This is a genomic window from Frankia sp. CoWAU3 (assembly GCF_977971855.1).
Window position 1 is genome coordinate 1 of the sequence record NZ_CDWWXB010000044.1, and the last position, 6,845, is coordinate 6,845.

Genomic DNA, 6,845 nt, shown 5'->3' on the forward strand with positions numbered 1-6,845 from the left:
TCCCCGCCCGCGGCGACCCGATGCCACCGGGGCGCTTCCGTGAGCGCCTGCCGCGGGCGGGGAGGTTCCAATCTCGCCCTGCACCGATCACGATGGGACCCGGCGGCGGAGGGCCAGCTGGGTTTCCTCACCGGGCACCGGCCTCGGCTCACCGTCCGTCTGGGCGACTTCCGGATGGTTTTCGGAGCCGGAGCCGGAGCCTGCCGGGACGGAATCCCTCGTCCGGCCCGACGTGCCCGCCGAGGGGCCTGACCCGCCCGGCCACCCGCCCCACCCGGCCGCCGTGCCGGAGCCGCGCCGCCACCGCGGCGACGGCGAGCGCACCCGGCGCCCGGCGGAACGTGGTCAGGGTCGCTCCCGGCACGTGCATCCGCAGGGTGGCGACCGAGCGGGGGCGGACGAACTCGCGCAGCCCCTCCGCGCCGTGCACCCGACCGAACCCGCTTTCGCCGCTGCCCCCGAAGGGCAGGGCGGGCATCCCGGCAAACGCCAGCACCGCGTTGACGGACACCATCCCGGCGTCGAGCCGGCTGGCGATCTCGTCTCCCCGGGACCGGGAGAAGACCGTCGCACCGAGCGCGTACGGGGTGCCGTTGGCCAGCGTGACGGCCTCGTCGACGTCGGCGACGGTCCGGACGGTGGCGACCGGCCCGAAGGTCTCCTCCTGCACGGCAGGGCTGCCCTCCGGCACGTCGACCAGCACGACCGGTTCGATGAAGGTGTCCTCCACCGACTCCGTCCCGCCGATCAGGGCGGTCGCGCCGCGGGCCAGCGCGTCGGCCACGTGGCGGCGCACGATCGCCGCCTGGCCGGGCATCGTCATCGGACCGTAAGATGCGTCGCGGTCGGCGCCGGGACGAACCCCGTCGAGCTCGCGGCGCAGTGCGGCGAGAAAGGGCGCGGCGACCGCCTCGGTCACGTAGATCCGCTCGACCCCGGCACAGGTCTGGCCGGCGTTGGACATCGCCCCCCAGACCGCTGCCCGCGCGGCGGCGGCCACGTCGGCGTCGTCAGCGACGATCAGCGGGTCCTTGCCGCCGCATTCGATCACCACCGGGACGAGGGACGACGCGCAGGCCGCCATGACCCGGCGGCCGGTCGCGGGCGAACCGGTAAAGGCAATCTTGTCGACCCCGGCGGTACACAGAGCGGCACCGGTCGGACCGAAGCCGGTGACCATGGTCAGGACCCCGGCCGGCGCGTCCGGATTCGCCGCGGCGAACGCCGCGACCAGGTACGCGCCCACCGCCGGGGTGTACTCGCTGGGCTTGAAGACCACCGTGTTACCGGTTGCCAGGGCATACGCGATCGAACCGCTCGGGGTGAACAGCGGATAGTTCCACGGCCCGATCACCCCGACGACCCCGAACGGGCGGTACTCGATCCGTCCGGTGTGGTTCGCCAGGAACGGGCCGGGCGATACCCGACGGGTCCGCAGCACGCGGGCGGCGTTGCGGGCCGCCCAGCGGATGTGTTCCAACGTCAGCAGCAGCTCGATGCGGGCATCGGCGGCGGTCTTGCCGTTCTCGGCGTGCAGGAGGTCGATCAGCTCGGTCTCGTGACGGACGAGGTGCGCCGCCCAGCGCAGCAGATGGTCGCGCCGCCGTGCCGCCGCGAGCCCCGCCCACCAGCCCGCCGCCGACCGGGCGGACGCCACGGTCGCCCGCACCTGGGCCGGCTCCATCACCGGGAAGCTCGCGACCACCGCGCCGGTGGCCGGATCCGTCGACAGGAGCGTCCCGATGCCTGCCTCCGGGCCGACCGCCTCAATCACCCCGGTCTCCCGGTTCGCTACGGTCTGCGGGGTCTGCGGGGTCGGCCGCATGGGGAGCTCCTCGCCGCTGGTGGCGGAACGTCCTTCCCTTACCCGGCGAGGATATGACCGCCACCCGCAGAGAAACGAGTCCCGTCATCCTCAGATCATCCTCAGAGGAACGAGTCGCGGTACGCGGCGAACCACTCCCGTTGCCGGCGCTGATCGGCCGTCTCCTCCGCGGCGACATGGTCGAGCATCGAGGAGGGGTCCGGCGGGTCGAGGGCAAGGGTGTCCCGACGCAGATCGGCCGCGGCGACGTCGGCCCGCCGGCGGACCTCGTCGAACCAGCCGGCCTCGACCTCGGTGGCGAGCAGCCGACGGAGGCGCTCGATGGGATCCCGGGCCTGCCAGGCGTTGATCTCGTCCGGCGGCTGGTACCGAGTCGCGTCGTCGGAGGTGGTGTGCGAGGCCATCCGGTAGGTGTTGGCCTCGATGAGCACCGGGCCGCGACCGCTGCGCGCATGGTCGAGCGCCCAAGTGGTCACCGCGTGCACCGCGAGCACGTCGTTACCATCGACGCGCAGGCCGGGGAAGCCGAACCCGTCGGCCCGGCGGGCCAACCGCACCGGGGACTGCCGCCGGCTCGGCGTGGAAATCGCCCACTGATTATTCTGGCAGAAGAAGACGACGGGCGCACCGAAACTCGCCGCCCACACGAATGCCTCGTTGGCATCACCCTGACTCATCGCACCGTCACCGAGATACACCATCACCGCCATGTCGGTATCGGTGCCGCCGGTGCCGCCGGTATCGCCAGTGTCGCCGGTGCCGGCACCGGTGCCGGCGGCACCGTCAAGGAGCACCCCCATCCCGAAACCGACGGCGTGCAGCGTCTGGGCCGCCAGAACAATCGTGTAATTAGCCATATTGTGACGGTGCGTGTCCCAGCCATCGTGGCTCACTCCCCGCAGCAGCCGAATCACCTCGACCACCGGGACACCGCGGTGCCAGGCGACCGCGTGTTCCCGGTAACTGGGGAACAGGTAATCCCGGGGACGCGCGGCCGCGGCGGATCCGACCTGCGCAGCCTCCTGCCCCCGCAGCGGGATCCACAGGACCAGCTCACCCTGACGTTGCAGGGCCGTGGCCTCCTCGTCCAGCCGGCGGGCCAGGACCATGGAGGTGTAGAACTCCATGCGCAGCTCGTGGTCGGCGAGCACCGAGAACCGAGAATCGGCGACCAGCGAACCATCGGGGGCGAGCAGTCGGATGCCGCCGTCGTCGAGTTCACCCGCCGCGGGCGAGGTGTTCTCCCCGAACGCGCCAGGAAAACGATGCGGAGCGAGACCGTCCACCGAATCCGGTTCGAGCCGCCGCATCGGCCCGCCGGTAATCAGTTCCGGATCCCGTACGACATTCATACCGAGCACCCCTCCCCACCGGGGGATCGCAGGACGTCCTACCATCGGAAACCATCGAAAAAGAGCGGTGTACCCATGCGACACTACGCGGTGCGGGCAGGGTGAAAACACGGGCGCGGTAACGACGAGATTTCGGCCACAGGATTCCGAGGCCGCAGAGCGATGCCGGAAGGATGACGATGCCGGGAGGATACTGACTATCGTGACGCACGTGGGCGTCGTCCGGTCTCTGCTGCTGTTCGTGGTAGCCGCGGTCATGGAGATCGGTGGTGCCTGGCTCGTGTGGCAGGGCGTGCGCGAGCACCGCGGACCGGTCTGGGTGGGGCTCGGGATCGGGTTCCTGGCCACCTACGGCTTCGTCGCGACCCTCCAGCCGGACGCGCACTTCGGCCGGATCCTCGCCGCCTACGGCGGGGTCTTCGTCGCCGGTTCCCTGCTCTGGGGCGTGGCCGTCGACGGCTTCCGGCCCGACCGCTACGACCTCGCCGGAGCCGCGATCTGCCTGCTCGGCGTCGCCGTCATCATGTACGCCCGGCGCGTGTGACGGCTGACGGCTGACGGCTGACGGCGCACAATCTGGCTTATGGCGCGCACCGCGGAACGTGTACGGGTCGTGCTGGAGCGTTCCGGTGGGCTTCTCGGGCGCAGTGTGCGCCGCGGTCTGGATACGGCCGATCTCAGTGAACAGGAGGCCGAGAACCTGCGCCGTCTGGTCCGCGGAGCGGTGCGCCGCAGCGATCTCGCGGCCACAACGGACGCCGCGGATGCCGGTCAGGTAGATTCCACCGAGGTCCGGGGTTCCACCGAAGCCCGGGAGCAGCGCGACGTCGGCGCGGACCGGTTTGTCTACACCCTGGAGATCGATCGGCCTGGGGAACACGCGGTGCGGACGTTCTCCGAGCCGGTGCCCGACGAGGTCCGCCCGCTGCTGGCGCTGCTGCGCACCGCGCCGCTGCTGCCCGCGAGCCGTCCCTAGCGGTGTCGCTGGCAGCGAGGTTGACCACCTCGCGCACCACGGGCTCAGTCGTTGACGACTGGCACCGCTTCGCCAGCCTGGACCGACTCGGCAACCACTGGGACCGTCCCGGCTGGACGCTCGGACGCCGCTGCTACCCCCTGGATGCTGACGTTCGAGAACGCCACCGAACTGCACACCCTGGCCGCGCAATGCCAGGATCGACCACACCTGCCCGTCCTCGACCCGGTACCGTCGGAAAGAACCGGACGTCCTCCCGCTTCGGCGTGATGGCTGGACAACTCGGGCGGCAGTAGATGCCGGTGGTGGTGACGGCGAAGAAGAACGCGCCATCGAAGCGCGTGTTCTGGCTACGCAACGCCTCGTAGCGGCTCCGGTCCGTCATCACTCCACCCACTCTCGACGAGTCCCGCCTCGCATGCTGGCGGAAATCGGACGTCGTGCCCGCAGGCGCCTGGCAAGCGCGGCCATCCCCGGAGACCACACCTATCCGTCGTTGAGTCGTCACCTCTGGTTGCGAACGCCCTCGGGTCCGACCTACGGTCACATGGGTAATCGGACCACTACCCGGAGATGATCTGACTCGACCGTACCCGCGCCCAGGCCAGGTCTCCGCCGCACGGGCGGTGCGCTCCTCCGGACCGGCCCTCCACATCTCCCATGCGGGCGGGGAGCACCGGATCGGCCCATCAGCAAGAGGTATCCATCAGCAGGAGGTAATCGTGGGATGGGCCGTCGGAAGCGATCCCGGCCCGACCGTCCCGGTCACCCGGATCACCCACCCGGGCGGCGTCGAACCCGGTCTGGATCTTCTCGGACTGGACTCCTTCTGCCTGCTCACCCGGCTGGGTCCGGACATCGTCCGCCGGTTGGTCGCCCTCGGCCTGCTCGACGTGCGCGTCGACCAGGCGGGGCAGTGGTGGCTGCCGATCCGCGCGGTCGGGCGGGCGGTGCGTATCGAACGGCTGCGCCGCGACCTCGGCATTACCTATACGGCCACCGGCGTCGTGCTGGACCTGCGCGACCGCATCGACGAACTCGAACAGCGCATCCGCGGCCATCGCGACGGCCCCGGCCGCGACGGCCCCGGCGAGGAGCACCGATGAAGTTGACCAAGCTGACCGAGGGCGCCCAGGACGCGCTGAAGGCGGCCCAGACCAGGGCGATGCGATTCGGCCACACCGAGGTCGACGGGGAACATCTGCTCGCCGCGCTTGTCGAGCAGCCGGACGGGCTGGTCCCGCGCCTCATGGTCGCATCGGGTGGTACCCCACCCGCCCTCACCGGTGCGGTGGAGACGGAGCTGGAGCGCAGACCGCGGGTGTCCGGACCGGGGGTCCGACCGGGCGAAGTGTACATGACGCAGCGGCTGTCCAGGGCCCTCGACGCCGCCGAACGGGAGACACACCGCCTCGGCGACGAGTACATCTCGGTCGAACACCTGCTGCTGGCCCTGCTCGAGGAGGGACCCACGACACCGGCCGGCCGGATCCTGCACGAGCAGGGTCTGACCCGGGAACGGCTGCTCATCGCGCTGACCCGGGTGCGCGGAGACCGGCGCATCCTCTCCGCCTCGCCGACGGCCACGGACGACGCGCTGGAGAAGTACGGACGCGACCTCGTCGTCGACGCCCGCAACGGCCGCCTCGACCCCCTGATCGGGCGGGACACCGAGATCCGCCGAGTGATCCAGATCCTGTCCCGCCGGACGAAGAACAATCCCGTGCTGCTCGGCGACCCCGGAGTCGGCAAGACCGCGATCGTCGAGGGCCTCGCCGACCGGATCTTCCGCGGGGAGGTTCCGGACAGCCTGCGGAACAGGAGGGTGTTCCAGCTCGACCTGGGCGCGCTGGCGGCCGGGACGGCGCACCGCGGCGCGTTCGAGGAACGACTCAAGGCGGTCATGGCCCAGGTCAAGGCATCCGAGGGGCGGATCCTGCTGTTCGTCGACGAACTGCACGCCGTCCTGGGGGCGGGTGCCGCCGAAGGGAAGACGGATGCCGGCAACGTGCTCAAGCCGCTGCTGATCCGCGGCGACCTGCACCTGATCGGGACGACGACACTCGAGGAGTACCGCCGGCAGATCGAGTCCGACCCCGCGTTCGCACGCCGGTTCCAGACCGTCATAATCAACGAACCATCGGTGGCGGACACCATCTCCATCCTGCGCGGGCTGCGAGGACGGCTGGAGATCTTCCACGGGGTTCGGATCGCCGACGCGGCCCTGGTCTCGGCGGCGGTGCTGTCCCATCGGTACATCAGCGACCGTTTCCTGCCGGACAAGGCGATCGACCTCGTCGACGAGGCGGGCGCCATGCTGCGCACCGACATCGACTCGATGCCGACCGGCCTCGACGAGATCACCCGTAGGGTGGTCCGGCTGGAGATCGAGGAGGCCGCACTCGCGCAGGAATCCGATCCGGCGAGCATCGCCCGCCTGGACCAGCTCCGTGGGGAACTCGCCGACGTGCGGGCCGCGGCGAACACGATGCGCGCGCGGTGGGAGGCCGAACGCCAGGCCATTCGGCGGGTCCGGGGGCTGCGGGAGGAGATCGAACAGGCCCGGCGGCGGGCCGAGGATGCCGAACGGGCACACGACCTGGGGACCGCGGCGGAGCTGCGCCACACCCGCCTGCCCGAACTGGACCGGCGGCTCGCCGACGAGTCCGAACGGCTCACCCCCCAGCGGGGC

The 6,845-nt window shown here is 70.9% G+C and carries 7 protein-coding genes; 4 read left to right on the top strand and 3 right to left on the bottom strand.

Annotated elements, in window-relative coordinates; genetic code table 11:
• Nucleotides 1-148: 148 nt before the first annotated feature.
• A complete protein-coding gene (locus AC08ON_RS06645) occupies nucleotides 149-1,825 on the bottom strand; it encodes an aldehyde dehydrogenase family protein (RefSeq protein WP_476606705.1) in 1,677 nt (558 codons plus the stop codon).
• A gap of 101 nt (nucleotides 1,826-1,926) precedes the next feature.
• Entirely contained in the window at nucleotides 1,927-3,177 is a 1,251-nt protein-coding gene (locus AC08ON_RS06650) for a thiamine pyrophosphate-dependent enzyme (RefSeq protein ID WP_476606706.1), read from the bottom strand.
• A gap of 211 nt (nucleotides 3,178-3,388) precedes the next feature.
• Between AC08ON_RS06650 and AC08ON_RS06655 the strand changes: the two genes are divergently transcribed.
• Nucleotides 3,389-3,721 (top strand): YnfA family protein, encoded by a 333-nt coding sequence (locus tag AC08ON_RS06655; RefSeq protein ID WP_476606719.1) that lies wholly within the window; start codon nucleotides 3,389-3,391, stop codon nucleotides 3,719-3,721.
• Nucleotides 3,722-3,790: 69 nt separating this feature from the next.
• A complete protein-coding gene (locus tag AC08ON_RS06660; RefSeq protein ID WP_476616634.1) occupies nucleotides 3,791-4,153 on the top strand; it encodes a protealysin inhibitor emfourin in 363 nt (120 codons plus the stop codon).
• Between the two features lie 133 nt (nucleotides 4,154-4,286).
• Here the strand turns inward: AC08ON_RS06660 and AC08ON_RS06665 are convergent, their stop codons facing one another.
• Complete coding sequence (locus tag AC08ON_RS06665) at nucleotides 4,287-4,808, bottom strand: Ada metal-binding domain-containing protein (protein WP_476606708.1); 522 nt, start codon at nucleotides 4,806-4,808, stop codon at nucleotides 4,287-4,289.
• A 67-nt stretch (nucleotides 4,809-4,875) separates the two neighbouring features.
• Here AC08ON_RS06665 and AC08ON_RS06670 point away from each other — a divergent pair, with 67 nt between their 5' ends.
• Both AC08ON_RS06670 and AC08ON_RS06675 read left to right on the top strand, forming a co-directional pair.
• Nucleotides 4,876-5,259 carry a chaperone modulator CbpM gene (locus tag AC08ON_RS06670; RefSeq protein ID WP_476606709.1) on the top strand — a complete coding sequence of 128 codons (384 nt, stop codon included), beginning with the start codon at nucleotides 4,876-4,878 and terminating at the stop codon, nucleotides 5,257-5,259.
• A partial coding sequence (locus AC08ON_RS06675) for a Clp protease N-terminal domain-containing protein (protein WP_476616635.1) occupies nucleotides 5,256-6,845 on the top strand: 1,590 nt, incomplete at its 3' end. The genes AC08ON_RS06670 and AC08ON_RS06675, both read left to right, overlap by 4 nt.

Bases quoted from the DNA above. Each gene is read 5' to 3' on its own strand.
- AC08ON_RS06645 (WP_476606705.1), bottom strand. From the start codon at position 1,825: ATGCGGCCGACCCCGCAGACCCCGCAGACCGTAGCGAACCGGGAGACC.
- AC08ON_RS06650 (WP_476606706.1), bottom strand. From the start codon at position 3,177: ATGAATGTCGTACGGGATCCGGAACTGATTACCGGCGGGCCGATGCGG.
- AC08ON_RS06665 (WP_476606708.1), bottom strand. From the start codon at position 4,808: ATGTGGAGGGCCGGTCCGGAGGAGCGCACCGCCCGTGCGGCGGAGACC.